The following is a 25,612-nucleotide window of genomic DNA, read 5'->3' on the forward strand; positions in this document are numbered from 1 at the left end:
ATTGCGCCATGGGAGAATGAAGGCCCCACCGCCGGAGGCGGTCAGATCGACCGCGTCAGCCCGCCGTCGACGCGGATGTTCTGGCCGGTGATGTAGCCGGCGCCCTCCGAGGCCAGGAACGCGATCGTGGCGGCGATCTCCTCACTGCGGCCGTAGCGCTGCATGGGAACGCTCGTCCGGCGCTCCTCCGTCGCCGGCAGGCTGTCGATCCAGCCGGGCAGCACGTTGTTCATGCGGATGTTGTCGGCCGCATAGGTGTCGGCGAAGATCTTCGTGTAGGAGGCGAGGCCCGCCCGGAACACGGCCGACGTCGGAAACATCGCCGCGGGTTCGAAGGCCCAGGCGGTGGAGATGTTGACGATCGCGCCGGACTTCTGCGCCTGCATGATCGGGGTGACGAGGCGCGTCGGACGGATGACGTTCATCAGGTAGACGTCGAGGCCCTTGTGCCAGTCCTCATCGGTGATTTCGACAATCGGCCCGCGCGGCCCGTGACCGGCGCTGTTGACCAGCACGTCGATGCGGCCGAAGGCCGACATTGCCTGATCCACCAGCCGTTTCAGGTCGTCGTTCGACTGGTTTGAGCCGGTGACACCGACACCGCCCAATTCCTTGGCCAGCGCCTCGCCCTTGCCTGAGGATGAGAGGATCGCGACGCGATAGCCGTCGGCGGCGAGGCGCCGGGCTGTCGCCGCCCCCATGCCGCTGCCGCCTGCCGTGATGAGTGCCACTTTTTCTACTGCCATCGGTCCGCCCTTCCTACATAAGGCACGCGCGCATCCGCGCGTCCCGGTCCATCATCGGCGGCGATGATAGCAGCGTGCGGCGCAAGGTCGAGGCGGAACGGCGCTCCGCCCACAGCCGCCATCAGGGACGATGCTGGTCAACGGGGGCCGACCGGATCTGCGCTATCGCACACCGGTGACGTAGGGCACGCCGGCCTTCCGCCGCCGATTTAGGTCTGCGCGGGGAATCGCGCGATACCGCCGGTCAGAGGATGCTCCACGCCCGGTATCGTTCACGCCCGGTGATCTCGCGCAGCTGCAACTCGTTCGCCAGCCCCAGCGCGCCCTGGATCGTCACGCCGAGCTCGCTGGCGATGATGCCGGCCGACACCAGCGGTCTGGCGATGACGAGGTCGATCAGACGCGGCAGTTTCGAATGTGCCCGCTTCCTGCCGAGGCGCCGTTGCAGCTGCAAGCGCGCCAGCACCAGCCGGTCATGGGTCTTCAGCCCCTGCTCGGCCGCCAGTTCGAAGGCCTCCAGGATCGCCATCAGCCGCGTCAGCCGGTCCCCGGCATGGCGCCGCTCGCGCGGCACGGCGCGCAGTCCGACATTGACCGCCGGAAGATGCGCCCCCGTCGTTCCCTGCTCGCGCAGGAACGCGGCGACGAGCTGCCGACCGAGCCAGGGGGCATGCTGCAGCACCTGCAGCCCATTCCAGGCGTCGAGCAGCAGCGCCGCCCGCAGCACCGGCGGCAGGCCGGCCGTGTCGGAGAATACCCTCTTCCACTCCGCCAGCCTTTCGTCCTCGTCCCAGTCGGCGTCGTAGACGAACGGATCGCGCTCGCGGCCGTGACGACGAAGAACGGGCTCCGCCAGCCCGTCGAGCACCGCGCGGCTGCGCGCAAGAAGCGCGTCGATCTCGGCGAAGGCGTCGTCGGCTTCCGGCTCCGACGCATCGTCCGCCGCCGCTGCAACGCCGCCGCCAGCTGACGGGCCTTCCGTCACGGGCACCGCGCCCGGCCGGCCGCGCAGGTGGGCCAGACCGGCTGGGCTGAGCGCCCACCCCGGCGGCTCGGCAAGAATCTGCCGGCGGGCGCGCAGCACGCCATGGGCGATCGTCAGCTCATGGCTTGGCGCCCGTACGTCCATGCGGGCGTCGTGCAGGACCAGATCCTCGACATGCACGAGTTCACCGTCGATCCAGAGCGAGGCCGCCGCGTCATGGAAGTGCTGGCGCTGCAGGAAGCCCTCGCCGATCGGCGAGCGGGCGATCCGCTCGTCCAGCCGCGCCAGCGCCTCCCCGGCCCGGCACAGGGGCACGAGCAGGCTGCCGAGATCGAGTTTGCCGACGTCGTAGCGCATGGGCAGACGATGTCCGACTCGCGCGCTGATGACAACGCGCCGGCCGTCCTGCGGGACGTCCGCGCCGGCGCGCGGACAAGCATTGGAACCCGAAAGCTGCCGCGCGGCAGCAAGCGACCGGAGGGCGCAGAACGGCCGGGTTAGCGCAACGGATGCGGGCCGATGTCGGTGCGCGCTCGCATCGGTCGTGGAACCGATTGCCCGGATTGGCAGTTCTGGCCTTGTAGCAGCGGAAGGACACGCTGCAGCTGCCATATCGGGGCGGGCGATCGGCGCCCGCTGGAGAGGGTCGGCGTGGCTACGACCGGTTGTAATCGGTTTGGACTGGATTACACTCGAACACGGGCCGGGCAAGACCGGAATTTTCAGGCAGTGATTTATCAACGAGGCAGGAAGGAGCGAAAATGGCCAAAATTTCCCTCATACTCGTTCTGCTCGGACTCGCCGCCGCCGGTTGCACCGCGACGGAAAGAGGAGCCGGCATCGGGGCAGCGTCGGGCGCGATCATCGGCGGGGCGGTCACCGGCAATGTCCGCGGCGCCGCCGTCGGAGCGGCAATCGGTGGCGTCTCCGGTGCGGTGATCGGCCATGTCGCCGACCGGCCCGGCCAGTGCTACTACCGCGACCGCTACGGCCGCCGCTACATCGCACGGTGCCCGTAAGTCGCAGACGCGGCTCGATTGGTTTTTTCCCGGCGAGGGGCGGCTGCGCCTCGCCGGTGAAATTTTTTGCACCTCTCAAAACGACCGCGATGCTCTCTATGCGGCACCGAGCAGACGGTCCACGATCATCCGACCGATCGGTATCGACGAGGTCGCGGCCGGCGACGGCGCATTGCAGACGTGCAGCATCCGGTCGGTCTCCTTGAACAGGAAATCATGAACCAGTGTGCCGTCGCGCATGACCGCCTGGGCGCGGATGCCGGCGCCCGGCCGGCCGAGGTCGGCGATGCCGAGCTCGGGCCAGTACTTGCGGCACTCCTTCAGATAGCGGCTCCGAGAAACCGAATTGCCGAACTCCGACAGCGCCGAGCGCCAGTTGCGGCAAGCCATGCGCCAGAAGCCGGCAAAGGCGGCCATGTCGGCCATGTCGCCGGGGCGGGCGCTGCCCTTGGCATATCCCTCCCGGGAAAGGCCAAGGACGGCGTTCGGCCCCACCGTAACGCCGCCATCGATCGTGCGGGTCAGGTGGATGCCGAGGAAGGGCAGGTCCGGATCGGGGACCGGATAGATCAGGTGGCGGACGATCTTGGCGCGCGCCGGCGGCAGCGTGTAGTATTCGCCCCGGAACGGCACGATGCGATGCTCGATCGGCACGCCGGCCATTAAGGCGATGCGATCCGACTGCAGGCCGGCGCAGGCGACCAGCCGGCCGGCGCGCAACGTATCGACGCCGGCTGCAAGCCGGACGCCGCGCTCGTCCTCGCAGATCGCGGTGACCCTGGCGCCGGTCCGGATCGTCCCGCCGCGCTCGAGGATGCGCGCCGCCATGGCCGCGCAGACCTTGGCATAGTCGACGATGCCCGTTGCCGGTACCAGCAGCGCCCCGAGGCCTGAGACCGCGGGTTCGGCCCTGTTGAGTTCGGCACGATCAAGCCGCCGGACGTCGATGCCGTTCTGCCCCGCCCTTTCCTCCAGCGCCTCCATGCGGCGAAGTTCGGCGGGGGAGGTGGCGACCACCAGCTTGCCGCAGGTCTCGAAGGGGATGCGGTACTCGGTGCAGAACGCCTTGGTCGCTTCGGCGCCGGCCCGACAGAGGCGGGCCTTCAGCGACCCCGGCTGGTAGTAGATACCGGCGTGGATCACGCCGCTGTTGTGGCCGCTCTGGTGGCGGGCAAGTCCCGCTTCCTTCTCCAGCACCACCAGCCGCGCACCCGGCTCGCGCTCCTGCAGCGCCATCGCCGTCGCAAGGCCGACGATCCCGCCACCGATGACGCAGTAGTCGTATGTCATCGCGCCTCCATCGACCTAGACATGCTGGCCGCCATTGATGTGGATTTCCGCGCCGTTGATGTAGGAAGAGGCCCTACCGCAGAGGAAATGGATCGTCTGGGCCACCTCGCGCGGGCTGCCGAGCCGCCCCAGCGGCACCTCCTGCTCGACCAGCCGGTCGGTGCCCGGCGACAGGATCGAGGTTTCGATCTCGCCGGGCGCGATCGCATTGGCGCGCACCCCGCGCGGGCCGAATTCATGCGCAAGTTCCCGGGTGAGCGCGGCAAGGCCGGCCTTCGAGGCCGCGTAGGCGACGCCGGCGAAGGGATGCACCCGCGAGCCGGCGATTGAGGTGACGTTGACGATGGAGCCCTGCGCGGCCTCGAGCTCGGGCAGAAGCTCGCGCGCCAGCAGTGCCGTCGAGATCAGGTTGACGTTCAGGACCTTCGTCCAGGTGTCTGCGTCGGAGGCGAGCACGCCGAGCCGGCTTCCGCCCGGCCCCTTGGGCGAGATGCCGGCATTGTTGACGAGCGCGTGCAGCTTGCCGTCCGGCAGCCGCTCGCGAACCGTGGCCGCCAGGGCGGCAATCTGGCCGAGATCGGAAAGGTCCGCCTGGATGTGGCTTTCGCGGGCGGCCGGCCAGGCACAGGCTTCCGAGAACGGCTGGCGCGAAACGGTGAGGATGCGCCAGCCGTGCTCCTGAAAGAGCTTTACGGTCGCGTGTCCGATCCCGCGGCTTGCGCCCGTCAGGAGCATGTATCCGGTAGCCATGGCAGAATTTCCGATCTTCATGTGAGCATGTCGCGCCCACCCCACCAGCGGGGGTGAAAACCGCCCGACTGTAGGGAGGGACGCGCCTGCTGTCGATGCGGCAAATGGTTGAAATCAGGGAGGTACAGGCGAGACGGTCAATGTGCGAAGTGCCCTTGGTGCCGGCGGGCGGCAACCGTGCTATCCTGCGTGGGTCTTAACGGGACGGCTGCCATGGAGCCGACGTCGAAGCACGACCTGTCCCGCTTTCGCGAGGCGCAGGACCCCGTCTACCGGCGGGCGCTGGCGGAACTTCGCGCCGGGCGCAAGGAGAGCCACTGGATGTGGTTCGTCTTTCCCCAGATCGAGGGACTTGGCATGTCAGCCATGTCGCAACGCTACGCGATCGGCTCCGCCGCCGAGGCACGCGCCTATCTCGCCGATGACGTGCTCGGCGCCCGCCTGCTGGAATGCGTCAGGGCGGTGCTGTCGGTGCCGGAGAAATCCGCCCACGAGATCTTCGGCTCGCCCGACGACGTGAAGTTCCGCTCGTCGCTGACGCTGTTTGCCGCGGTCGCCGCCGACCCCGCCCCGTTCGAGGCGGCCCTGCAGCGCTTTTACGGCGGGGAGACGGACGGCCGGACATTGGTGCTGCTGGCGCAGCGGCCGGGTCTGTAACCGCAAATCGCCCTTGCCGCGCGGGCCTTGTCGTGGGACCGCTGCCCGGGCACGCGAAATGCATCGCTGCGGGGGATCGTTTTGCGTGTGGAGTTGAGAATTCTGCACCGAAAGGAAAAATATTCGCCTAACGCGGCTCCGGACGCAGTTTCCTACGCTTCGCGGGGCGGAGATTTCTGCAATCTAGGGTCCATCGAAATCATGACCAGCAACGGAGAACGACATGCCCTGGCTCAAGACCCTTGCCGCCGCGACCCTCCTGCAGGCGGCCTTCCTGCTTCCGGCCACCGCCGGTGAAAACCTGTCCGCGATCCAGTCCGCCGGTGCCATCAGGATCGGCACCGAGGGCACCTATGCCCCGTTCACCTATCACGACACGTCCGGCAAGCTCGTCGGCTTCGATGTCGAGATCGGCGAGGCGGTGGCGGCGAAGCTCGGCGTCAAGCCCGAGTTCATCGAGGGCAAGTGGGACGGTCTGATCGCCGGCCTCGACGCCAACCGTTACGACGCGGTGATCAACCAGGTCGGCATCACCGAAGCGCGCAAGCAGAAGTACGATTTCTCCGAGCCCTACATCGCCTCCAAGGCAGTCCTGATCGTGCGCGCCGACGACGACAGCATCAAGGGCTTTGCCGACCTGAAGGGCAAGAAGTCGGCGCAGTCGCTGACCTCGAACTTCGGCAAGCTCGCCCAGGAGAACGGCGCCGAGCTCGTCGGCACCGACGGCTTCGACCAATCGATCCAGCTGGTGCTGACCGGCCGCGCAGACGCGACCATCAACGACAGCCTCTCCTACCTCGACTTCAAGAAGCAGAAGCCCGACGCCAACGTGAAGATCGCCGCCGAGCAGCCGAATGCCGACTATTCCGGCATCATCGTGCGCAAGGGCGAGCCGGAGCTGGTCGAGGCGATCAACAAGGCGCTCGACGAAATCAAGGCCGACGGCACCTACCAGAAGATCGCCGACAAGTACTTCGGCCAGGACGTATCTAAGTAACCGGCAACGGCGCGCGGCGCGCGCCTGTTTCCGCCCCGGCCCTTCCCCAGATGAGGGCGGGCCAATCTTCCACGGCTCTTCGCCGCATCAACACCATCGCTACTGCCGAACGTGCGCCGAAAAAACGAGCGACCAATGGCTCTCTCATGAGCCGGTCCGAATTGCGGACTTGCCGATCGGCCGGCCCGGTGGGGATGGCACATCGCGCTCCCGCCCCTCCCCCCTTGTGGGGAGGGGTTGGGGAGGGGTAGTTTCACGGACGTTACCGGGCGGACAGCTGCCCCGCTCAACTTGAGGACCGCCCTTGCCGCACTGGCTCCAACTGATGATCGATTCGCTCGGCCCGCTCCTGTGGGCAGGGCTCGTCTTCACCATCCCGCTGACGCTGCTGTCCTTCGCCTTCGGATTGTCGCTCGGGCTACTGGTCGCGATCGTCCGGCTTTTCGCGCCGAAACCCTTCGTGGCGATCGCGCGCTTCTATGTCTGGATCATCCGCGGCACGCCGCTGCTGGTGCAGCTCTTCGTCATCTTCTACGGCCTGCCGAGCGTCGGCATCCTGCTCGATGCGTTTTCGGCGGCGCTGATCGGCTTCACCCTAAACGTCGGCGCCTACACCTCCGAGATCATCCGGGCGGTGATCGCCTCGGTGCCGCGCGGCCAGTGGGAGGCCTCCTATTCGATCGGCATGAGCTGGGGCCAGGCGATGCGCCGCACCATCCTGCCGCAGGCCGGCCGCACCGCCGTGCCGCCGCTGTCCAACACCTTCATCTCGCTCGTCAAGGACACGTCGCTGGCCGCCGCGATCACCGTGCCGGAGCTGTTCCAGACCGCACAGCGGATCGTCGCCACCACCTACGAACCGCTGATCCTCTACATCGAGGCGGCGCTGATCTACCTCGCCATGAGTTCGGTCCTGTCGGCATTGCAGGTACGGCTGGAGAAACGCTTTTCCCGCTACGGCGGCTTCCTGGAGGCGCGGGCATGATCGTTCTCGACCACATCGAGAAGCGCTTCGGCGACAACCTCGTGCTGAAGGACGTCAGCGTCGAGATGCCCGAGGGTTCGGTGACGGCGCTGGTCGGCCCGTCCGGCGGCGGCAAGAGCACGCTCCTGCGCTGCGTCAACCTTCTGGAGATCCCGACGAGCGGCACGGTGCGGATCGGCGAGGAGGCGCTGTCGTTCTCGCCGGGCGGCAAGACCGGCTGGCCGGAGATTCAGCGCCTGCGCCGGCAGACCGGTATGGTCTTCCAGAATTTCCAGCTCTTTCCGCATCGCACCGCCATCGAGAATGTCATGGAAGGGCTGGTGACCGTGCTGAAATGGCCGGCCGAGCGGGCGCGGGCGCGGGCGATGGAACTGCTCGAAAAGGTGGGCATGGCCCACAAGGCCGACGCCTGGCCGGCAACGCTGTCGGGCGGCCAGCAGCAGCGCGTGGCGATCGCCCGCGCGCTCGCCCCCTCCCCGCGCGTGCTGCTCTGCGACGAGCCGACCTCGGCGCTCGACCCGGAACTCGCCGAGGAGGTCGTCGACGTGCTCGGGCGGCTGGCCCGCGAGGGCACGACGATGATGATGGCGACGCACGACCTGCGCCTCGCCTCGCGCGTCGCCGACAAGGTCGTCTTCCTCGACGGCGGCGTGGTCGTCGAAAGCGGCCCGCCGGCGCAGATCTTTTCCAGGCCCGAGCGCGAGCGCACCAAACGCTTCATCGCCTCGCTGAACGTCACCGCCGACTACGAGATCTGAGAGATGACGGGCCGCGGCCCGCATTATTTCAAGGTCCGGCGCGGGCCGTATTTCTTGTCGACAAATTGCCCACAAAGGAAATAATCTGTACCGCCGCCGGCTCACCCGGCGCGATCGGTCGATGCCGATCTCTTGCCGTCGAACCAGGACCGGAGCCGCCATGTCTTTTCCAACACCGCCCCAATTCATCACCGACGTGGAACGGCAGGCCCGGCTGCAGCGGCTGCGCGACGACATGCTGGTCGCCGGCTTCGCAGGGGTCTTGCTCGGCTCGACCGAGAGCCTGCGCTACTTCACCGGTCTCGTCTGGCACCAGAGCGAGCGGCTGCTCGGCGCGCTCGTCACCCCGACCACGCTGACCTATGTCGTGCCGGCCTTCGAGATGAGCCGCGTCGAGACGCTGCCGCACCTGCCCGGCGACATCGCCACCTGGGAAGAAGAGGAAAGCCCCACTAGCCTAGTGGCATCGCTGCTCGGGCCGAACGGGAAATTGGCGCTTGACGACGCGCTGCCGCTCTTTGCCTATCACGCGCTGGCTGCAAGCCTCGGCCAGGAACGGCTCGCCGACGGCGGCCGGCTTATCCGCAACCTGCGCCTTCGCAAGTCGCCGGCCGAGATCGCCATCATCGAGTACGCCATGGGGCTGACGCTGGAGGTGCACAAGCGCGCCCATGCCATCATGAAGCCGGGCATCCGCGCCTCCGAGGTGGTGCGCTACATCGACGAGCAGCACCGGGCGCTCGGCGCCTCGGAGGGTTCGACCTTCTGCATCGTCTCCTTCGGCGCCGCGACCGCGCTGCCGCACGGCGCCGATGGCGAGCAGACGCTGGCCGCCGGCGACGTCATCCTGGTCGATACCGGAACGCGCATCGACGGCTACCATTCCGACCTGACACGTACTTATGTGCTCGACGAGCCTGTTGCGGAGTTCGCCCGCGCCTGGGCGATCGAACGGGAGGCCCAGCAGGCGGTGTTCGACGCAGCCAGCATCGGTGCCCCCTGCGCAAGCCTCGACGACGCTGCGCGCGCCACGCTCGTCCGCCACGGGCTCGGTCCCGACTACCGGCTGCCGGGCCTGCCGCACCGCGCCGGTCACGGGCTTGGCCTGGAAATCCACGAGGAGCCCTATATCGTCCGCGGCAACGACGTGCCGCTCGCCGAAGGCATGTGCTTCTCGGTCGAGCCCATGCTCGTCTTCCCGGACCGCTTCGGCATCCGTCTGGAAGACCATATCCACATGACGGCGAGCGGGCCGGCATGGTTCACCGCGCCTGCAAAGGGTCCGGCCGAGCCCTTCGCGTGAGGCCCGGCGGCCGTCCCTCCTCTCAGGATTGCGGCGCCACACGGGCGCCGCCGAGCTGGAAGAGCCGGAAGCTGTTGATTCGACGTGTGAATTGAAGTATTCATTTTGTCGACAAAGGATTGCCCATGACCGATTTGGATTCCGATTCCGACCTTCCCGAGCGCAAGCGCGGCTCCGGCGCAAGGATGGTCTATGACCTGCTGCGCGACGAGATCATTGACCTGAAGCTTGCGCCGGGCAGCCCTATCGACGAGGTGCAGCTGGCCGAGCGGTTCAAGATGTCGCGCACCCCGATCCGCGAGGCGCTGGTGCGGCTGGCCGGCGAAGGCCTGATCGAGACCTTGCCCAACCGCTCGACAATGGTGTCAAACATCGACTTCCTGAACCTGCACACCTTCTTCGATGCGCTGGTGCTGATGTACCGTGTCACCACACGGCTGGCAGCGCAGTACCACCGGCCCGAGGACCTCGTGGTGATCCGCCGCTTCCACGAGGACTACGCGGCCGCAGTGAAGGCGCACGATGCGCTGGCGATGATCGCCACCAATGCCGCCTTCCATTCGGCGATCGCGGAGGCCGGCCGCAACCCCTATTTCACCAGCCTGTTCCGCAGGATCCTCGACGAGGGGCGCCGCATACTGCGCCTTTACTACCGATCCTACGAGGAGCAGTTCCCGCAGCGCTTCGTGGAAGAGCATGCCGAGCTGATCGCCGTCATCGCTGCCCGCGACGTCGAGGGTGCCGATCGCCTGGCCAGGGCGCACGCCGAGCAGATCGTCCGCCAGATCCAGACGCTTTTCAGCCGCCAGGAGCGGCTCGACATGGCCCTGTGAGTCGCTGTCGATTTCTTGTCGACAAATAAAATACAGCGAGCTATGATCCTTCACGAAGGTAAGGAACCGGCACGTCCGGTCCCTTCCAACCCATGGTCCAGAGGAGTTTTGATATGAAGACCGAGATTTTTGCCGGCGTCATCCCTGCGCTGATGACCCCTTGCAAGGACGACCGCACCCCCGATTTCGACGCGCTGGTCCGCAAGGGCAAGGAGCTGATCGAAAAGGGCATGTCGGCCGTCGTCTATTGCGGCTCCATGGGTGACTGGCCGCTGCTGACCGACGCGCAGCGCATGGAAGGCGTCGAGCGCCTGGTCAAGGCCGGCGTGCCGGTCATCGTCGGCACCGGCGCCGTCAACACCGCCACGGCCGTTGCCCACGCCGCGCACGCCCAGAAGGTCGGCGCGCACGGCCTCATGGTCATCCCGCGCATCCTGTCGCGCGCTTCGATCGTCTCGGCCCAGAAGGACCACTTCAAGGCGATCCTGGCGGCCGCTCCGGACCTGCCGGCGGTCATCTACAACAGCCCCTATTACGGCTACGCCACCCGCGCCGACCTGTTCTTCGCGCTGCGCGCCGAGCACCCGAACCTGATTGGCTTCAAGGAATTCGGCGGTGCGGCCGACATGCGCTATGCGGCCGAGCACATCACCAGCCGCGATGACGACGTCATCCTGATGGTCGGCGTCGACACCTGCGTCTTCCAGGGCTTCGTCAACTGCGGTGCCGTCGGTGCCATCACCGGCATCGGCTGCGTCCTGCCGAAGGAAGTCCTGCACATGTGCAACCTGGCACGCGCTGCCGCCGCCGGCGACGCCGAAGCCCGCCAGCGCGCGATGGAGATGGAACAGGCGCTTGCCGTTCTCTCCTCCTTCGACGAAGGCCCGGACCTGGTCCTCTACTACAAGCACATGATGGTGCTGAAGGGCGACAAGGAATACACGCTGCACTTCAACGAGACCGACGCGCTCTCCGAGAGCCAGCGCGGCTATGTCGAGGCCCAGCTCAAGCTGTTCGACACCTGGTATGCCGATTGGAGCAAGCTCCCGGGCGCGGTCCAGAAGTACAAGCCCTGATCGCTTAGAACCTTTCGCCTTCGAAAAGGCCCTCCCGACGGGAGGGCCTTTTCTTTTGCCGGCAGTGCTTTCCCGCGGGAAATCCTTTGTTGCCGAGGCCTTTTCCGAGGAATTCTCGGCGCGGGACTCAACGCCCCCGTCATGGCCGGACTTGATCCGGCATCCAGCGCGCTCGAGTCCTTGAGCGCAGAATGCTCCTCCGCACCGCAGACGCGACGCAACTGGATCCCGGATAAGGTCCGGGATGACTGAGCGGAGTGTTGCAAGGTCGGCGGTATGTCAGGGCAACCCTTCGAGCGGGACATCCCAGACTTTCCGGACGGGAGGGCTCCTGCCAAGGCCAGCGGGATGACGGAAGCCAGTTGCAAGGTGGCGGCTTGCCAGCAATCAGGGCTCTCCTGTGAAGGCCTTTTCCGCGCATTCGGGCGTCCGGCCGACCGAAAACCTCCGGCCCTCGATCAGAGCCGGAGGTCGAAGCGGGTGCGGAAATTTTCCAGTCAAATACGTTTTGCCGCCGCCCGGCATGCCGGGCGGCGGTGAAGTTTCAGGCGCGACCCTGCGGACACACCAGGTGGACCGGAACACTGGTGCGCCCGCGCACCCGGTAGGGTTCCTGGCTCCACATCATGCTGCCGATGAACCAGCTGCGGCGGGGATCGGCGCCCATGACGATCGCATCGCACCCCTTGCGCCTTGCCTCGTTCAGTATGCTTCGGCAGGGATTGCGCGTGGTGACGATGTGACCATCGGCCACCACCCCCGCGCTCTCCAGCTGCGTAATCGCCCAGAGGATATTTTCCTCCTGTTCGGCCATTTCGCGGCGGCTGGGGCGGAGACCCGGATTGGGCAGGCCGAAGCTCGTACCCCAGAGCCTTGCCACGGTGATGACCTGCGCACGGCCGCCTTGCGGGCTAACCATGCGCACGGCCAGGTCGATCACGTCCTGCGTGAACCTTCGCCCCTCCGACGCCACCAGCACGCTTCTCACGTTCTGCCGGTCGTCGGGCGGTTGCCGTTGCCTGAACAGAGCACCGATCATCCGGATGCTCCTCAGTTGCCGGAAGGCGCTATCGCTGGCGCGAAACCGGCGCGGCGGTCCTCCGACAGGCGATACCAGTAAAGCGGCAGATACATGAAGATGGTGGCGACGCCGAGGAAATAATAAATCGCCTGACCTCCGATGAAGGAGTAGATCAGGCCGCCGACCAGCCATACGAAGAAATACAGTGCAGCCAGGAAAAGCGCCACATACTTGAAGTATTCTGGAAGCCGGAATGGACGGTGCACGTTCGGCCGGTCCGTGCGCAGCAGGTAATAGGCGATGAGCACCGGCACGAACGAACCGAGATAGCCGACATTCGAGAAGGAATAGATTTCGATCGCGCCGCCCATGAACGCGATGAGCAGGCTTGCGCCCACGTTGGTCATCATGGCGCGGTCCGGCACATGGTGCTTGTTGAGATGCTGGTAGAAGCGCGGAAACTGACCGTCGATCGACATCTGGTAGAGCGAGCGCGAACAGCCCATGAGCGAGTTCAATGCCGAAAGCACCAGTGCGATGATGAGCATGATGGCCATCAGCCATTCCATCACAGTTCCCGCCACACCCGGAAAGATGTTGCTCGCGAATGTGACGAACATGGTCTTGGGATCGACGAGCGCCGGATCCGAAATCGCACTGGCGCCCAGCACCACGACGAACGAAATCGGCAGCATGGTGTAGACGAACACGCCGTAGCCGCCCTCGAGCGTCATCGCGATCTTGGCGTCGCGCCCGGGATGCTTGCACTCGCCGATGTAGCAGGCTGCCGCCTCATAGGCGATCACCGTCCACAGAAGCGGAAAGGCATAGGCGACATACATCATCCAGGCCGGATAGCCGCCGATCGGACTGAAGAAGCTCGATCCATCCAGATGCGGGAAACCGGCAAGTTCGCTCCAGTTCGCTGCGTCGGGGTTGAAGATGAAGCCGATCGACAGGAAGGTCAGCGGGATCATCGACAGCACTGCAAGCACCGTTGCCATGGACGTGCCGAAGCGGATGCCCAGGTAAGCCGGGATGGACAGGACCAAAAGGCCGACGGCCGTGATGGCGAGCGTCCAGTACGGGATGAAGGTGCTGACCGGCGTGATGCCTTGCGTGGCATCGAGGCCGAACAGGTGGGTGATGTAGAAGGATGCCAGGATCATGTTCAGCGGTGCTACCGGCATCCAGCCCACCCAATACATCCAGGCGGTAATACCGTTGACATGCGGCGCGAGGCGCGGCCAGCGCTCCTTGTAGGCGGGATAGGCATAGGAGGGCGAACCGCCGGTGCGTCCCGGCATCATCGCCGAAAGTTCCGCCAGAAGCAGGCAGAGGGCTACACCGGTGAGAGTAAAGAAGGTTATGAAGGGAATGTACGAAGCGCCGAAAACCGTAAGGAAGGCGGGCGCGGCTCCGGTAACGAGAATTGTGCCTGCTAGACCGATTACAAAGGCTCCCCACCAATTGGTTCCGGTCTGAAGATTGCCGTGTTCGTAGTCAAGAATGTCTAATGCCTCTGATCCAGTCTGGCTCATTCGATGACCTCCGTCATGAGCGCCTGGCTTCCCGGGACGGTCCCGGTGAAGCGAACTATTCCTCGATGCCGGTATTGAGCGTTCGTTCAACCAATGCTTGCGCTTGATGCAAGGCAGCAAGCTCCGTAGCCGCAATCCGTTGATTGAGGCGGTGTTTCTCTCCTTTTTGAAGCGTCCAGTAAGCCTGGCCGGACGCCGTACTTCCCCGATTCTTATTATACTGCCAGGCAAATAATTTCCCCAATGAGAAACACCGGCGAACTTGCTTGTCAAGCAGCCAGTGAGCTTGCGTCAGCAGAAGGCAGCAAGGCGGCCATCCGTCTGAATGTTCTGCAAAATGAAGGACGCGCTAATTTAGCGCATCATGTCGACGCGTACCCGAAGCGCGATCAGACGGGGATCTGATGAGGTATCTTGGAGCGCCAGAGCTTCAGCGAAGTCAGCTGGTCCTGTCGTCATCCTGAACCTGATCTGCGGTCCAGCAGCGCCGAGTCCGCGGCTTAGAAACCAACTGCGCTTAAGCTCTTGCGCTCGATCGACGCAGCATCAAGTCCGTCATGACGGAAAAGGACGCCTGCGACGCGGCGGATCCGCAGGCTCTGCTGCGGAGGTCTTTTCCCCGCTTCCCCGTTCCGCTGGCGCGCGAAAAAGCCCCCGGCCCTGATCAGAGCCGGAGGTCGACGCGGGTGCCGGGAAGTTGCGCTTTACGCGATGGAGTCGAGTCCGAGCGCCAGCAGGCGGTCGAGGTGCTCGATCTCCGCGGCAGTCAGGACGACGCCGTCGGCCTGCGAGGAGGCGCGGGCGGCAAAGCGCCGCTGCGACGGCAGGCGGGCGCCCTGGCCGACGATCGCCTCGAACAGCGCCTCCGCCCGCGCGAAGGGATCGCCGGGGCGACCGGCGGCGAAGGCTTTCGGCGAGAACGCGATGATCAGTTCGCCATGGAACGGCGACAGCGTCGTGGTTCCGAGGTAGTCGAGCACTTCGGGGCTTGTCAGGTCGCCGATCATGATGCCGGCGAGCAACTCGACCATGGTGCCGATCGCCGAGCCCTTGTGGCCGCCGAACGGCAGCATGGCGCCGGCCAGCGCAGCTTCCGGATCGGTGGTCGGATTGCCGTCCGCGTCGATCGCCCAGCCCTCCGGCAGCTTCTTGCCGGCCCGGCGGTGCAGCTCGATCTCGCCGCGGGCCGCCACCGAGGTCGCGAAGTCGAAGACGTAGGGCGAGGTGCCCTTGCGCGGCCAGCCGAAGGCAAAGGGATTGGTGCCAAGCAGCGGCTTGTTGCCGCCGGTGGGGGCCACGGTCGCATAGCTCGGGCACATGACGATGCCGGCAAGCCCCTGCTCCGTCAGCGCCTCGACCTCGGGCCAGAGCGCCGAGAAATGCGTGCAATCGTTGATGACGAGGGCGGCGATGCCCAGTTTGCGCGCCCGTTCGGCCAGCGCCGGCACGCCGAGTTCAAAGGCCGGGTTTGCAAAGCCGCCCTGCGCATTGACCTTGACGATCGCGGATCCTTCCGTCAGTAGAAGCTCCGGAACCGCGTCCGGCTTCACCTTGCCGGCTTTGACCGTGCGCAGGGCACCCTCGATCCGGTAGATGCCATGCGACTTGCAGGCGTCGCGCTCCCCGGCCACGATCACCCGGGCGACCGCGCCAGCCTGGACGGCGTTAAGTCCGGCCTTGCGGAAGATCGCCTCGACGCGCTCCTGCAACGCCGTGATCGTCAGGGTGGTAGTCTCGCTCATCTCGTCTCTCGTCTGCTGCCCGACCGGCGTGGTCGGTGGTTGATGTTTTGCATACACAGAGTATACAAAAATCGAGGCAGTGCAAACTCGGCCCCTTCCGGGCCTTCCGAAGAAAGGATCAAAGGATGGTTTTCACCCCCAAAGGAAAACACCTCGTCGCCGGCGAATGGCTCGATGGCGCAGGCACCTTCGCGTCGACGCCGGCGCACGGCCCGTCGCACGAATACGCCATCGGCACCGTGGAACTGGTGAACCGCGCCTGCGAGGCCGCCGAGGAGGCCTTCTGGAGCTACGGCTATTCCAGCCGGGCCGAGCGGGCCGCGTTCCTGCGCGCCATTGCCGATGAAATCGAGGCCCGTGCCGAGGCGATCACCGAGATCGGCACCCAGGAAACCGGCCTGCCGGTTGCACGGCTGCAGGGCGAACGCGGCCGCACCACCGGCCAGCTGCGCCTGTTTGCCGACCACATCGAGAAGGGCGACTACCTCGACCGCCGCGTCGACGCTGCCCTGCCCGACCGCCAGCCAGCGCCGCGGCCGGAAATCCGCCTCGTGCAGCGGCCGGTCGGTCCCGTCGCCGTCTTCGGCGCCTCGAACTTCCCGCTCGCCTTCTCCACGGCCGGTGGCGATACCGCCGCAGCGCTTGCGGCCGGCTGCCCGGTCGTCGTGAAGGGGCACTCGGCCCATCCCGGCACCGGCGAGATCATCGCCGAGGCGATCGAGGCGGCGATCCGCAAGACCGGCGTCCACCCGGGCGTCTTCTCGCTGATCCAGGGCGGCAACCGCCAGGTCGGCGAGGCAGTGGTGCAGCACCCGCTGATCAAGGCGGTCGGCTTCACCGGCTCGCTGGCCGGCGGCCGTGCGCTGTTCAATCTCTGCGCCGCACGCCCCGAGCCGATCCCCTTCTTCGGCGAGCTCGGCTCGGTCAACCCGATGTTCCTGCTGCCGGAAGCGCTGAAGGCGCGGGCCGAGACCATCGGCCAGGGCTGGGCCGGCTCGATGACCGGCAGCGCCGGCCAGCTCTGCACCAAGCCGGGCATCGCAGTGGTGATCGAGGGCGCCGATGCCGACCGCTTCACCGCCGCCACCGTCGAGGCGCTGGGCAAGGTGCAGCCGCAGACGATGCTGACCGACGGCATCGCCAAGGCCTACCACGACGGTCGGGCCCGGCTGGCCGAGCGCAACACCGTCAAGCCGCTGCTGACGACGGACTCGAACGGCCGCGACGCCTCGCCGAACCTGTTCGAGGCGACCGGTGAGCGCTTCCTCGCCGACCACGCGCTGGGCGAAGAGGTGTTCGGGCCGCTGGGTCTCGTCGTCCGCGTCGGTTCGCTCGACGAGATGGAGCAGCTCGCCCGCGGCTTCGAGGGGCAGCTGACGGCGACGATCCACATGGACGCCGCCGATCTGGACGCCGCCCGCCGCCTCCGCCCGGTCCTCGAGCGCAAGGCTGGCCGCGTTCTGGTCAACGGTTTCCCGACCGGGGTTGAAGTCGTCGACTCGATGGTGCATGGAGGCCCCTATCCGGCCTCGACCAACTTCGGCGCGACCAGCGTCGGCACCATGTCGATCCGCCGCTTCCTGCGCCCGGTGGCCTACCAGAACTTCCCGGAAGGCCTGCTGCCTACCGAATTCCTCGGCTGAGTAAAGCTGCCGGAATGGGGCTTTCCCACGGGAAAGCCCCAGGCCATGCAAGATCGGCATACCTGAATTCTTTTTGTATACGACTTGTATTTTTAATTTGATTGTGTCTGCCAACCCGAATAGTGATGTCCGCCATTCACCAGACCAACGCAGGGAGAGAGTAATGAAAACCCAGGTCCTCGCCATCGGCCTCCTGGCCACCACCGTCCTGACGACCCCGGCCAAGGCCGACAAGCTGGACGACATCATCGGCTCCGGCACGCTGCGCTGCGCGGTAGTGCTAGACTTCCCCCCGATGGGCTCGCGCGACGAGAACAACAACCCGATCGGCTTCGACGTCGACTATTGCAACGATCTGGCCAAGGCGCTTGGCGTCACCGCCGAGATCGTCGAGACGCCGTTCCCCGAGCGCATCCCGGCGCTGATGTCCGGCCGCGTCGACGTCGGCGTCGCCTCGACCTCCGACACGCTGGAGCGCGCCAAGACCGTCGGCATGACGATCCCCTACTTCGCCTTCGAGATGGCGGTAACCGCCAACGACAAGTCGGGCGTCAAGTCCTTCGAGGACATGAAGGGCAAGACCGTGGGTGCCACCGCCGGCACCTTCGAGGCGATCGCGCTCGAAAAGCAGGTCAAGGAATGGGGTGTGGGCGAGTTCCGTCCCTACCAGACGCAGGCCGACGTGTTCCTCGCTCTCAGCCAGGGCCAGATCGACGCCACCGTCTCCACCTCGACCGTGGCACAGTCCAACGTCAAGTCGGGCAAGTTTTCCGGCATCTCGGTGGTCGGCAAGGCGCCGTTTGACATCGACTATGTCGCCCTCTTCACCAATCGCGAAGAGTACGGCCTGATCAACTACCTGAACCTGTTCATCAACCAGCAGGTTCGCACCGGCCGCTACGCCGAGCTCTACGAAAAGTGGGTTGGCGGCGAACTGCCGTCCCTGTCGGTTAACGGTGTCTACCGCTAATCTGACCGTTTTCCCGACGGCGCGAGGCACGACCTCGCGCCGTTGATCCTTCGCAAGGTGAGACGGTAATGTTCAGCTACACCTTTCAATGGAAGCAGGCGCTCAAGGCTCTGCCGCAGATGCTCGACGGCGCCCTGGTGACGCTGCAGATCGCGCTCCTGTCCATGGCCATCGGCCTGGTGATCGCCATCATCCTGACGCTCTTCCGGATGTCGGGCAACCGCATCCTCAGCGGTTTCGCCACCGCCTGGGTCGAGATCGCCCGCAACACGCCGGCCCTGTTCCAGATCTACATGGCCCATTTCGGCCTTGGCAGTTTCGGCATCCACTTGAGCCCCTTCACGTCACTTCTGGTCGGCATCGTCTTCAACAATGCGGGCTACCTGGCGGAGAACTTCCGTGGCGCGCTCAAGGCGATCCCCGACACCCAGACGCGCGCGGGCCGCTCGCTCGGCATGAGCTCGCTGCAGGCGTTCCGGCTGATCGTCATGCCGCAGATGCTGCGCATCGCGTTCCTGCCGGTCACCAACCAGATGGTCTGGGCGATCCTGATGACCTCGCTCGGCGTCACCGTCGGCATGAACACCGATCTCACCGGCGTTACGCAGGATCTGAACGCCCGCTCGTTCCGCACCTTCGAGTTCTTCGCGATTGCCGCGGTGATCTACTACGTCATCGCCAAGGCCGTCACCCTGGCCGCCCGGGCATTTGCCTCGCGCATGTTCCGCTACTGAGGAGAGGTAAGTGATGATTGAAACTGCCCTCACCTGGGGTGACCTGGCCTTCCTCGCCAAGGGCGCGGGGATGACGCTCGCGGTCACCGCCATCTCGGTCGCCGCCGGCACGGTGCTCGGCGTCATATGCGGGGTGATCCGCTTCCAGCTCGGCCCCTACTGGTCCGCCCCGCTGACCTTCGTGCTGGACGTGTTCCGCTCCGTGCCGCTGCTGATCCAGCTCGTGCTCGGCAACGCCTTCCAGTCGATCGCCAAGCTCGGCTGGCCGCCGTTCACGACCTCATGCGTGGTGCTGTCGCTCTATACGGCCGCCTATTGCACCGAGATCGTCCGCGGCGGCATGTCATCGGTTCCGGTGACGACGCGCCGCGCGGCCCGGTCGCTGGGCATGACCTGGTGGCAGGACATGCGCTACATCGTGGCGCCGCTCGCCACCCGCGTCTCGCTGCCGGCCTGGATCGGCCTGGCGCTCAGCGTGATGAAGGATTCCGCACTCGTGCTCTGGCTCGGTTTGATCGAGTTGCTGCGCGCCTCGCAGATCCTCGTCACCCGCCTGCAGGAGCCGCTTTTGATCCTGATGATCTGCGGCGCCATCTACTTCATCATCAGCTTCCCCATCGCCCGGCTCGGCGGGTATCTCGAGAAACGGTGGTCTCCCAATGATTGAGATTGAAAACGTCCGCAAATCCTTCGGCGAGTTGGAGGTTCTGAAGGGAATCAACCTGACCGTCGACAAGGGCGAAGTGCTGACCGTCATCGGCGGCTCCGGCTCCGGCAAGTCGACGCTGCTCACCTGCATCAACGGCCTCGAGCCGATCGATGCCGGCCGGATCGTCATCGACGGAACCGATGTTCACGCCAAAAGCACCAACCTGAACAAGCTGCGCCAGAAGGTGGGCATCGTGTTCCAGCAGTGGAACGCGTTCCCGCACCTGACGGTGTTGGAAAACGTCATGCTGGCGCCCCGCAAGGTGCTCGGCCTGTCGAAGGCAGAGGCCGAGGCCATCGCCGTGCGCCAGCTCACCCACGTCGGCCTGGCCGAAAAGCTGTCGGTCTATCCGAACCGCATGTCGGGCGGCCAGCAGCAGCGCATGGCGATTGCCCGAGCGCTGGCGATGTCGCCGGAATACATGCTGTTCGACGAGGTGACCTCGGCGCTCGACCCGATGCTGGTCGGCGAGGTGCTTGACACGCTGCGGATGCTGGCATCCGAAGGCATGACGATGATCTGCGTGACCCACGAGATGAAGTTCGCGCGCGAGGTCTCCGACCGCGTGGCCTTCTTCCACCAGGGCGTCATGGCCGAGATCGCGCCGCCGGAACAGCTGTTCGACGCGCCGCAGCACGCCGAGACCAAGAAGTTCCTCGCCGCGACGCACTGAGGACACGAGAATGAACAAGGCTCAGCCCGAGGTGATCTTGATCGGCGCCGGCGTCGTGGGGCTTTCCGCGGCACTGGCCCTGCAGATGCGGGGGCTTTCCGTCACCGTACTGGATCGTGTAGGCCCGGCGGCGGGTGCCTCGGCAGGCAATGCCGGCGCCTTCGCCTTCACCGACATCCTGCCGCTCGCCTCGCCCGGCATCCTGAAGAAGGCGCCGAAGTGGCTGCTCGATCCGCTCGGGCCGCTGACGGTGCCGCCGAGCTATGCGTTCAAGATCGCGCCGTGGATGTTCCGTTTCTGGCGGGCCTGCTCGCCCTCCCGCGTCGCCCATTCGACGGCGGCGCAGACGGCGCTGATGGACCTGTCGAAGGCCGAGCTTGAGCCTTTCCTGCAGGAGACCGGCACCCTGCCGATGCTTCGCAAGGACGGCAACCTGCAGGTCTACGAGGGCAAGGCTGAGCTCGAGGCGTCGCTGCCCGGCTGGAAGGCGCGCGAGGAGCACGGCATCGAGTTCCGGCACCTCGACGCGGCCGCCATGGCCGAGATCCAGCCCGGCCTGTCGCCGCGCTTCACTCACGGCACCTTCACGCCCGGCTGGTACTCCATCGCCGATCCGAAGCTCTACACGCTGGCGCTCGCCGACGAGGTCCGCCAGCGGGGCGGCTCGATCGAGCGTGGCGAGGTGACGGCGCTGCGGCCGTTCGAGGGCGGCGTCGAGATCGTCACGGCGGACGGCAGCACGCGGCGTGCGGCCCAGGTGGTGCTTGCGGCCGGTGCCTTCTCCCACCGCATCGCCCGCACCATCGGCGATCGCATTCCGCTCGAGACCGAGCGCGGTTACAACACTACGCTCCCGGCCGATGCCTTCGACCTGCGCACCCAGGTCACCTTTGGCGGCCACGGCTTCGTCGTCAGTCGCCTGTCGACCGGCATCCGCGTCGGCGGCGCGGTGGAGCTCGGTGGTCTCGCAATGCCGGCGAACTTCCGCCGCTCCGAGGCCATGCTGAAGAAGGCGCAGGCGTTCCTGCCGGGCCTGAAGCCGCAGGGCGGCGAGCAGTGGATGGGCTTCCGCCCGTCATTGCCCGACAGCCTGCCGGCGATCGGCCGCGCCCGCGCCACGCCGCGGGTGACCTATGCCTTCGGTCACGGCCATCTCGGCCTGACCCAGTCGGCCGGCACCGCCCGCCTGGTCGCCGATCTCATCACCGGCAGGACGCCTGCCATCGACATCGCTTCCTTCTCGCCGCAAAGATTCTGACAGAGGTTTTGCCATGGCCACCCACACCTTCTCCTGCATCGACGGTCATACCTGCGGCAACCCGGTCCGCCTCGTCTCGGGCGGCGGCCCGCGCCTCGAAGGCGCCAACATGCTGGAAAAGCGCGCCCATTTCCTGCGCGAGTTCGACTGGATCCGCACCGGCCTGATGTTCGAGCCGCGCGGCCATGACATGATGTCGGGCTCGATCCTCTATCCGCCGACGCGCCCGGACTGCGACGTCGCGGTGCTGTTCATCGAGACCTCCGGCTGCCTGCCGATGTGCGGCCACGGCACGATCGGCACGATCACCATGGGCATCGAGAACGGCCTGATCACCCCGCGCGAGCCGGGCAAGCTGTCGATCGAAGCACCGGCCGGCAAGGTCGACATCACCTACCGCCAGGAAGGCCGCTTCGTCGAGGAAGTGCGGCTGACCAACGTGCCCGGCTTCCTCTATGCCGAAGGGCTGACGGCCGAGGTCGAGGGCCTGGGCGAGATCGTCGTCGACGTCGCCTATGGCGGCAACTTCTACGCCATCGTCGAGCCGCAGAAGAACTTTCGCGACATGGCCGATCACACCGCCGGCGAACTGGTGGGCTGGAGCCCGAAGCTGCGCGCCGCGCTCAACGAGAAGTACGAGTTCGTCCATCCCGAGCATCCGGAAATCCGCGGCCTCAGCCACATCCAGTGGACCGGCAAGCCGACGGTCGAGGATGCGCACGCCCGCAACGCCGTGTTCTACGGCGAGAAGGCCATCGACCGCTCGCCCTGCGGCACCGGCACCTCGGCCCGCATGGCGCAGCTCGCCGCCAAGGGCAAGCTGGAGGTCGGCGACGAGTTCTGGCATGAATCGATCATCGGCTCGATCTTCAAGGGCCGCGTCGAGGCGGCAGCGAAGGTCGCCGACCGTGACGCGATCATCCCCTCGATCGCCGGCTGGGCCCGCATGACCGGGATCAACACGATCTTCATCGACGACCGCGACCCCTTCGCGCACGGCTTCGTCGTGAAATGAGCAATACTGCTATGCTTGCCCGCAGCATCCTCGCCGGCACGGCCGAGGGTCCCGTCATCGCCTCGCCGGAAGCCCTGAGCTTCTGGGGAGGGGTCGATCCCGCCACCGCATCGGTGATCGACGTGCACCATCCGCTGCACGGCACCTGCCTCACCGGCGCCATCCTGATGATGCCGTCGAGCCGGGGCTCGTGCACCGGATCGGGCGTGCTCCTCGACATGGTGCTCGGCGGCCGCGCGCCGGGGGCACTGGTCTTTTCCGAAGCCGAGGACGTGCTGACGCTCGGCTCGCTGATCGCCACCGAGATGTTCGGCAAGCCGCTGCCCGTCCTGCGCCTTGCCCCGGACGCCTTTGCCGCACTCTCGCAGGCGAAGACGGCGCGCATCACCGACACGACGATCGAAGCCGACGGGCTGAGCTTTGCGATCGAACCGCCGGCTACCGCCGCGCTTGATCTTTCCGAGGCCGACCGCGCCATGCTCGACGGGCGCGACGGCGTCGCCGTGCAGCAGGCGATGCGCATCATCTGCGCCATGGCGGCGCAGCAGGGCGCAACGACACTCGTCGACGTTACGCAAGGGCACATCGACGGCTGCATCTATGCCAGCCCCGCCAACCTGACCTTCGCCGAAAAGATGGCCGATCTCGGCGCGAAAGTCCGGGTGCCGACGACGATGAACGCCATCTCCGTCGACCGCGCCAACTGGGAAACGCAAGGTGTGCCCGCCGCGTTCGGCGACCCGGCGGCACGGCTCGCCGACGCCTATGTGCGCATGGGTTGCCGCCCGACCTTCACCTGCTCGCCCTACCTGCTCGACAGCGCCCCCGGCATGGGCGAGTCGATCGCCTGGGCGGAATCAAACGCGGTGATCTTCGCCAACACCGTGCTCGGAGCGCGGACGGCCAAGCATCCCGACTTCCTCGACCTCTGCATCGCGCTGACCGGCCGGGCGCCGCTCTCCGGCGTCTATCTCGACGCCCATCGCAAGGCCCGGCGCGTCATCGACGTCGAACTGCCCGAGAATGTCGACGACGCCTTCTGGCCGTTGATCGGCTATCTTGCCGGCCATGTGGCGCCCGACCGCATACCGCTGCTGCGCGGCCTTGCCGCCGGCAATCCGTCGCGTGACGACCTCAAGGCGCTCTGCGCCGCCTTCGGCACCACCTCGGCAGCCCCGATGCTGCACGTCGAGGGCGTGACGCCCGAGGTCGAAGGGGCAGCAGCCGGGAACGCCGACCGGGCGACCATCACCCGCGCCGACATGGCCGCCGCCTGGTCGCGCCTGAACGAAGGACCCGAGGCGGTGGAGCTCGTCGCCATCGGCAGCCCGCACGCCTCGCTGGAGGAATGCCGCGCGCTCGCCGACGTGCTCGCCGGCCGCAAGCGCCACCAGGACGTCGCGGTGATCGTCACCGCAGGCCATCAGGTCATCGCCGAAGCCCGATCCGACGGCACGCTCGGCCGGCTCGCGGCGAGCGGCGTGCAGGTGCTGCCCGACCTCTGCTGGTGCTCGATCTCCGAGCCGTTGTTTCCGACGCGGACCCGGGCGGTGATGACCAATTCGGGCAAGTATGCCCACTACGGTCCTGGCCTTTCCGGCCGCGCCGTGCGCTTCGGCAGCCTTGCCGACTGCGCCGCCGCCGCCCTCACCGGCCGCGCCCCGGCACGCCTGCCGGCCTGGCTCAAGTAAAGTATCTGCGCATTTCTCTCGAAATGCGCAGTCCCCTCTATCTCTCAGTTCTTGCGCGATTCCGGGTGTGAACCCGCGTCGCGCTTTCCGGGAATCGCTCTGAGGAGTTTGCGATGCGCAGCACGAAGACCATCCATGTGATCTCCGCCCACGCCGAGGGCGAAGTCGGCGACGTCATCGTCGGCGGCGTCACCCCGCCCCCGGGCGACACGATCTGGGAACAGAGCCGCTGGATCGCCAAGGACAACACCTTGCGCAACTTCGTGCTGAATGAGCCGCGCGGCGGCGTCTTCCGGCACGTCAACCTGCTGGTGCCGCCGAAGAACCCCGAGGCCGACGCCGCATTCATCATCATGGAGCCGGAGGACACGCCTCCGATGTCCGGCTCGAACTCGATCTGCGTCTCCACGGTGCTGCTCGACAGTGGCATCCTGCCGATGCAGGAGCCGGTGACCGAGATCACGCTGGAAGCGCCGGGCGGGCTGGTGCGCGTGCGGGCCGAATGCCGCAACGGCAAGGCCGAGCGCATCTTCGTGCAGAACCTGCCGAGCTTCGCCGAGCGGCTGGATGCCAAGCTCGAGGTCGAGGGACTCGGCACGCTCACTGTCGACACCGCCTATGGCGGCGACAGCTTCGTCATAGTTGATGCCGCCGCGATGGGCTTTTCGCTGAAGCCCGACGAGGCGCACGACATCGCGCGCCTCGGCGTGAAGATCACCAATGCCGCCAACGCCGCGCTCGGCTTCCATCATCCGGAAAACCCCGACTGGAAGCACTTCTCGTTCTGCCTCTTCGCCGGACCGGTGGAGCGCACGGCCGAGGGCCTGCGCGCCGGTGCGGCCGTCGCGATCCAGCCCGGCAAGGTCGACCGCTCGCCGACCGGCACGGCGCTGTCGGCACGGATGGCGGTGCTGCATGCGCGCGGCCAGATGGGGCTCGAGGACCGGTTGACGGCGGTGTCGCTGATCGGCTCGACATTCTCCGGCCGCATCCTCGGCACCACCACCGTCGGCGACCGCCCGGCCGTCCTGCCGGAAATCTCCGGTCGCGCCTGGATCACCGGCACCCACCAGCACATGCTTGACCCCTCCGACCCGTGGCCGGAAGGGTATCGCCTGACCGACACCTGGGGCGCGCGCTGAATTCATCCGCGGATGGGTGGGCCATGCCTGAGACAGATCGCGTGGAAACCGTTTCACGCGATCTGCTCGTCCTG

The 25,612-nt window shown here is 66.4% G+C and carries 24 protein-coding genes; 17 read left to right on the top strand and 7 right to left on the bottom strand.

Annotation, left to right across the window (positions count from 1 at the left end):
* Nucleotides 1-41: 41 nt before the first annotated feature.
* A complete protein-coding gene (locus tag C7449_RS15155) occupies nucleotides 42-746 on the bottom strand; it encodes an SDR family oxidoreductase (protein ID WP_108003738.1) in 705 nt (234 codons plus the stop codon).
* 244 nt (nucleotides 747-990) lie between these two features.
* Nucleotides 991-2,088 carry an RHE_PE00001 family protein gene (locus tag C7449_RS15160; RefSeq protein ID WP_108003739.1) on the bottom strand — a complete coding sequence of 366 codons (1,098 nt, stop codon included), beginning with the start codon at nucleotides 2,086-2,088 and terminating at the stop codon, nucleotides 991-993.
* A 404-nt stretch (nucleotides 2,089-2,492) separates the two neighbouring features.
* Here C7449_RS15160 and C7449_RS15165 point away from each other — a divergent pair, with 404 nt between their 5' ends.
* The gene (locus tag C7449_RS15165; protein WP_108003740.1) at nucleotides 2,493-2,750 is read left to right on the top strand and encodes a glycine zipper domain-containing protein; all 258 of its coding nucleotides are present in this window, start codon (nucleotides 2,493-2,495) and stop codon (nucleotides 2,748-2,750) included.
* 96 nt (nucleotides 2,751-2,846) lie between these two features.
* Here the strand turns inward: C7449_RS15165 and lhgO are convergent, their stop codons facing one another.
* Together lhgO and C7449_RS15175 are read right to left on the bottom strand one after the other, a co-directional pair.
* Nucleotides 2,847-4,040, bottom strand: coding sequence for an L-2-hydroxyglutarate oxidase (lhgO, locus tag C7449_RS15170; protein ID WP_108003741.1), 1,194 nt, complete (start codon nucleotides 4,038-4,040; stop codon nucleotides 2,847-2,849).
* Between the two features lie 15 nt (nucleotides 4,041-4,055).
* Nucleotides 4,056-4,790 carry an SDR family NAD(P)-dependent oxidoreductase gene (locus C7449_RS15175; protein ID WP_108003742.1) on the bottom strand — a complete coding sequence of 245 codons (735 nt, stop codon included), beginning with the start codon at nucleotides 4,788-4,790 and terminating at the stop codon, nucleotides 4,056-4,058.
* 213 nt (nucleotides 4,791-5,003) lie between these two features.
* Here C7449_RS15175 and C7449_RS15180 point away from each other — a divergent pair, with 213 nt between their 5' ends.
* From C7449_RS15180 to C7449_RS15210, 7 genes are all read left to right on the top strand, one after another.
* Complete coding sequence (locus C7449_RS15180; protein WP_108003743.1) at nucleotides 5,004-5,447, top strand: DUF1810 domain-containing protein; 444 nt, start codon at nucleotides 5,004-5,006, stop codon at nucleotides 5,445-5,447.
* Between the two features lie 223 nt (nucleotides 5,448-5,670).
* Nucleotides 5,671-6,444 (top strand): amino acid ABC transporter substrate-binding protein, encoded by a 774-nt coding sequence (locus C7449_RS15185; protein WP_108003744.1) that lies wholly within the window; start codon nucleotides 5,671-5,673, stop codon nucleotides 6,442-6,444.
* Between the two features lie 304 nt (nucleotides 6,445-6,748).
* Nucleotides 6,749-7,429 carry an ABC transporter permease subunit gene (locus C7449_RS15190; RefSeq protein ID WP_108003745.1) on the top strand — a complete coding sequence of 227 codons (681 nt, stop codon included), beginning with the start codon at nucleotides 6,749-6,751 and terminating at the stop codon, nucleotides 7,427-7,429.
* A complete protein-coding gene (locus C7449_RS15195) occupies nucleotides 7,426-8,187 on the top strand; it encodes an amino acid ABC transporter ATP-binding protein (RefSeq protein ID WP_108003746.1) in 762 nt (253 codons plus the stop codon). Before C7449_RS15190 ends, C7449_RS15195 begins: the two co-directional genes overlap by 4 nt.
* Nucleotides 8,188-8,347: 160 nt before the next feature.
* Nucleotides 8,348-9,490, top strand: coding sequence for a M24 family metallopeptidase (locus tag C7449_RS15200; protein WP_108003747.1), 1,143 nt, complete (start codon nucleotides 8,348-8,350; stop codon nucleotides 9,488-9,490).
* A gap of 125 nt (nucleotides 9,491-9,615) precedes the next feature.
* Nucleotides 9,616-10,323 carry a GntR family transcriptional regulator gene (locus C7449_RS15205; RefSeq protein WP_108003748.1) on the top strand — a complete coding sequence of 236 codons (708 nt, stop codon included), beginning with the start codon at nucleotides 9,616-9,618 and terminating at the stop codon, nucleotides 10,321-10,323.
* A gap of 113 nt (nucleotides 10,324-10,436) precedes the next feature.
* Entirely contained in the window at nucleotides 10,437-11,399 is a 963-nt protein-coding gene (locus C7449_RS15210) for a dihydrodipicolinate synthase family protein (protein WP_108003749.1), read from the top strand.
* Between the two features lie 544 nt (nucleotides 11,400-11,943).
* Here the strand turns inward: C7449_RS15210 and C7449_RS15215 are convergent.
* The 3 genes from C7449_RS15215 to C7449_RS15225 form a co-directional block, all read right to left on the bottom strand.
* Nucleotides 11,944-12,438 (bottom strand): universal stress protein, encoded by a 495-nt coding sequence (locus C7449_RS15215; RefSeq protein WP_108003750.1) that lies wholly within the window; start codon nucleotides 12,436-12,438, stop codon nucleotides 11,944-11,946.
* An 11-nt stretch (nucleotides 12,439-12,449) separates the two neighbouring features.
* Nucleotides 12,450-13,961: an APC family permease gene (locus C7449_RS15220; RefSeq protein ID WP_108003751.1), complete on the bottom strand. Its 1,512-nt coding sequence runs from the start codon at nucleotides 13,959-13,961 to the stop codon at nucleotides 12,450-12,452.
* 704 nt (nucleotides 13,962-14,665) lie between these two features.
* Nucleotides 14,666-15,703, bottom strand: coding sequence for an Ldh family oxidoreductase (locus tag C7449_RS15225; RefSeq protein WP_108003752.1), 1,038 nt, complete (start codon nucleotides 15,701-15,703; stop codon nucleotides 14,666-14,668).
* Between the two features lie 125 nt (nucleotides 15,704-15,828).
* Between C7449_RS15225 and C7449_RS15230 the strand changes: the two genes are divergently transcribed.
* The 9 genes from C7449_RS15230 to C7449_RS15270 all read left to right on the top strand — a co-directional run bounded on the left by C7449_RS15230 (nucleotide 15,829) and on the right by C7449_RS15270 (nucleotide 25,538).
* The gene (locus C7449_RS15230) at nucleotides 15,829-17,346 is read left to right on the top strand and encodes an aldehyde dehydrogenase (NADP(+)) (protein WP_108003753.1); all 1,518 of its coding nucleotides are present in this window, start codon (nucleotides 15,829-15,831) and stop codon (nucleotides 17,344-17,346) included.
* A gap of 163 nt (nucleotides 17,347-17,509) precedes the next feature.
* The gene (locus tag C7449_RS15235) at nucleotides 17,510-18,316 is read left to right on the top strand and encodes an ABC transporter substrate-binding protein (RefSeq protein WP_108003754.1); all 807 of its coding nucleotides are present in this window, start codon (nucleotides 17,510-17,512) and stop codon (nucleotides 18,314-18,316) included.
* Between the two features lie 68 nt (nucleotides 18,317-18,384).
* Nucleotides 18,385-19,050 carry an amino acid ABC transporter permease gene (locus C7449_RS15240; protein ID WP_108003755.1) on the top strand — a complete coding sequence of 222 codons (666 nt, stop codon included), beginning with the start codon at nucleotides 18,385-18,387 and terminating at the stop codon, nucleotides 19,048-19,050.
* 13 nt (nucleotides 19,051-19,063) lie between these two features.
* The gene (locus tag C7449_RS15245; protein WP_108003756.1) at nucleotides 19,064-19,717 is read left to right on the top strand and encodes an amino acid ABC transporter permease; all 654 of its coding nucleotides are present in this window, start codon (nucleotides 19,064-19,066) and stop codon (nucleotides 19,715-19,717) included.
* Complete coding sequence (locus tag C7449_RS15250) at nucleotides 19,710-20,432, top strand: amino acid ABC transporter ATP-binding protein (protein ID WP_108003757.1); 723 nt, start codon at nucleotides 19,710-19,712, stop codon at nucleotides 20,430-20,432. Before C7449_RS15245 ends, C7449_RS15250 begins: the two co-directional genes overlap by 8 nt.
* A gap of 10 nt (nucleotides 20,433-20,442) precedes the next feature.
* Nucleotides 20,443-21,690: an NAD(P)/FAD-dependent oxidoreductase gene (locus C7449_RS15255; RefSeq protein ID WP_108003758.1), complete on the top strand. Its 1,248-nt coding sequence runs from the start codon at nucleotides 20,443-20,445 to the stop codon at nucleotides 21,688-21,690.
* Between the two features lie 13 nt (nucleotides 21,691-21,703).
* Entirely contained in the window at nucleotides 21,704-22,705 is a 1,002-nt protein-coding gene (locus C7449_RS15260) for a 4-hydroxyproline epimerase (protein WP_108003759.1), read from the top strand.
* Complete coding sequence (gene lhpI / locus C7449_RS15265; RefSeq protein WP_170115906.1) at nucleotides 22,702-24,396, top strand: cis-3-hydroxy-L-proline dehydratase; 1,695 nt, start codon at nucleotides 22,702-22,704, stop codon at nucleotides 24,394-24,396. The genes C7449_RS15260 and lhpI overlap by 4 nt, the downstream gene beginning before the upstream one ends.
* A 113-nt stretch (nucleotides 24,397-24,509) precedes the next feature.
* Nucleotides 24,510-25,538 (top strand): trans-3-hydroxy-L-proline dehydratase, encoded by a 1,029-nt coding sequence (locus C7449_RS15270; protein ID WP_108003761.1) that lies wholly within the window; start codon nucleotides 24,510-24,512, stop codon nucleotides 25,536-25,538.
* The last annotated feature ends 74 nt before the right edge of the window (nucleotides 25,539-25,612 follow it).

The sequence above is a fragment of the Mycoplana dimorpha genome, assembly GCF_003046475.1.
Classification (GTDB): Bacteria; Pseudomonadota; Alphaproteobacteria; order Rhizobiales; family Rhizobiaceae; genus Mycoplana; species Mycoplana dimorpha.

Coding starts and splice junctions, on each gene's coding strand:
- C7449_RS15155 (WP_108003738.1), bottom strand. CDS start 746: ATGGCAGTAGAAAAAGTGGCACTCATCACGGCAGGCGGCAGCGGCATG.
- C7449_RS15160 (WP_108003739.1), bottom strand. CDS start 2,088: ATGCGCTACGACGTCGGCAAACTCGATCTCGGCAGCCTGCTCGTGCCC.
- C7449_RS15165 (WP_108003740.1), top strand. CDS start 2,493: ATGGCCAAAATTTCCCTCATACTCGTTCTGCTCGGACTCGCCGCCGCC.
- lhgO (WP_108003741.1), bottom strand. CDS start 4,040: ATGACATACGACTACTGCGTCATCGGTGGCGGGATCGTCGGCCTTGCG.
- C7449_RS15175 (WP_108003742.1), bottom strand. CDS start 4,790: ATGGCTACCGGATACATGCTCCTGACGGGCGCAAGCCGCGGGATCGGA.
- C7449_RS15180 (WP_108003743.1), top strand. CDS start 5,004: ATGGAGCCGACGTCGAAGCACGACCTGTCCCGCTTTCGCGAGGCGCAG.
- C7449_RS15185 (WP_108003744.1), top strand. CDS start 5,671: ATGCCCTGGCTCAAGACCCTTGCCGCCGCGACCCTCCTGCAGGCGGCC.
- C7449_RS15195 (WP_108003746.1), top strand. CDS start 7,426: ATGATCGTTCTCGACCACATCGAGAAGCGCTTCGGCGACAACCTCGTG.
- C7449_RS15200 (WP_108003747.1), top strand. CDS start 8,348: ATGTCTTTTCCAACACCGCCCCAATTCATCACCGACGTGGAACGGCAG.
- C7449_RS15205 (WP_108003748.1), top strand. CDS start 9,616: ATGACCGATTTGGATTCCGATTCCGACCTTCCCGAGCGCAAGCGCGGC.
- C7449_RS15210 (WP_108003749.1), top strand. CDS start 10,437: ATGAAGACCGAGATTTTTGCCGGCGTCATCCCTGCGCTGATGACCCCT.
- C7449_RS15215 (WP_108003750.1), bottom strand. CDS start 12,438: ATGATCGGTGCTCTGTTCAGGCAACGGCAACCGCCCGACGACCGGCAG.
- C7449_RS15220 (WP_108003751.1), bottom strand. CDS start 13,961: ATGAGCCAGACTGGATCAGAGGCATTAGACATTCTTGACTACGAACAC.
- C7449_RS15225 (WP_108003752.1), bottom strand. CDS start 15,703: ATGAGCGAGACTACCACCCTGACGATCACGGCGTTGCAGGAGCGCGTC.
- C7449_RS15230 (WP_108003753.1), top strand. CDS start 15,829: ATGGTTTTCACCCCCAAAGGAAAACACCTCGTCGCCGGCGAATGGCTC.
- C7449_RS15235 (WP_108003754.1), top strand. CDS start 17,510: ATGAAAACCCAGGTCCTCGCCATCGGCCTCCTGGCCACCACCGTCCTG.
- C7449_RS15240 (WP_108003755.1), top strand. CDS start 18,385: ATGTTCAGCTACACCTTTCAATGGAAGCAGGCGCTCAAGGCTCTGCCG.
- C7449_RS15245 (WP_108003756.1), top strand. CDS start 19,064: ATGATTGAAACTGCCCTCACCTGGGGTGACCTGGCCTTCCTCGCCAAG.
- C7449_RS15250 (WP_108003757.1), top strand. CDS start 19,710: ATGATTGAGATTGAAAACGTCCGCAAATCCTTCGGCGAGTTGGAGGTT.
- C7449_RS15255 (WP_108003758.1), top strand. CDS start 20,443: ATGAACAAGGCTCAGCCCGAGGTGATCTTGATCGGCGCCGGCGTCGTG.
- C7449_RS15260 (WP_108003759.1), top strand. CDS start 21,704: ATGGCCACCCACACCTTCTCCTGCATCGACGGTCATACCTGCGGCAAC.
- lhpI (WP_170115906.1), top strand. CDS start 22,702: ATGAGCAATACTGCTATGCTTGCCCGCAGCATCCTCGCCGGCACGGCC.
- C7449_RS15270 (WP_108003761.1), top strand. CDS start 24,510: ATGCGCAGCACGAAGACCATCCATGTGATCTCCGCCCACGCCGAGGGC.